At 69.4% G+C, this 1,073-nt stretch carries 2 protein-coding genes; both read right to left on the bottom strand.

Annotated elements, in window-relative coordinates; all coding sequences use genetic code 11:
• The coding region (locus tag ACIRS4_RS38840; protein ID WP_404205084.1) for a hypothetical protein at positions 1 to 350 on the bottom strand (350 nt) is incomplete at its 3' end.
• A gap of 122 nt (positions 351 to 472) precedes the next feature.
• On the bottom strand, positions 473 to 1,073 hold a 601-nt coding region (locus tag ACIRS4_RS38835), incomplete at its 5' end, for an MBL fold metallo-hydrolase (protein WP_404205082.1).

Below are 1,073 nucleotides of genomic sequence, written 5' to 3'. Positions count from 1 at the left end.
CGGCTCGTGGCGGCGGCGGCTTCGGCGGCGATCAGGATGGTGGTGCGGAAGTTGGTCGCCTCGGCGGGGTTCTGGGCGTCGAGGAGGGTCGCGGCGGCGGTCAGGGCGGGCAGGACGTGGTCGGCGAGGGCGGCGACCGTCTTGCCGGTCAGGTGGATGTCCTTGGACTTGGCGTTCAGGACGTGGCCGATCTCGCCCGTCGCCGACAGCAGAGCGGTGGTGCCGGCGCCGGCGGCCTTGCCGGGCTTGTCGGAGGCGGCGGCGAGGAGGGAGACCGCGCCGTAGGCGGCGGTGCGGAGGGTGGCCTTGGACTGGTCGGTCAGGGCGAGGGTGGCGATGGTGGCGGACATGGGGCGCTCCTTCGAAAGCGGGTGTGGTGGCTCCGATCCGATCTCGGTTCGGGGCCGTTCTTGCTCGATGGGAGTACTTTGTCCGGCGTCGCTGACAGCGTGCTGACGGCCGACTGACAGGGTCACTGATACGCGGCGGGCTCGAATTGGGCGAGCATGGCCTGCAGCGCGCGTTGATCCGGTCCGACGAAGGCCGGTGCGCCGGGGGCCGTCACCGCCATGTCGAAGAGGCGATCGTTCATACCCACGGCTGGAGGCAGGTGGGTGCTGTAGACCCCCGAGGGATCGAGTCTGCGGATGGGATCGACTGTGGACAGATACTTTTCGGTATCAACCAGGTGGATCCAGGGGCTGTCGACTGACGCCCACAGCAGTTGGGCCGGGCTCAGGTCGCCGAGGGCACGAGCGTCGGCGGAGGTCGCCAGTTCGGCGGTGGGCAGGGGCGCACCGAAGCAGTCGGAGCTGAAGAACGCACCGGAGCCGGTGTCGAAAACGCCTACGGTGGCCGGGTTGTCGAACAACGGCGGCCGGACGCCGGTCAGCCGGCGGTCACCGACGTCGAGGTGCTCACCGGGGTTGAGGAAGTAGATGCGGTCCATGGGCATCTCCCACTCGCAGGACATGAGTCCCATCCCGATGAAGGTGGTGACCAGGCGGGCGTGCGGGGCGACGTCGAGGAGCCGCCACAGGCCTCCGGTGTGATCGCGGTCCGGGTGGGTGAGC

This window comes from Streptomyces sp. NPDC101166 (assembly GCF_044768125.1).
Lineage (GTDB): Bacteria > Actinomycetota > Actinomycetes > Streptomycetales > Streptomycetaceae > Streptomyces.
Note: the sequence above shows the minus strand (reverse complement) of the source record. Positions and strands in the feature narration are given on the sequence as shown.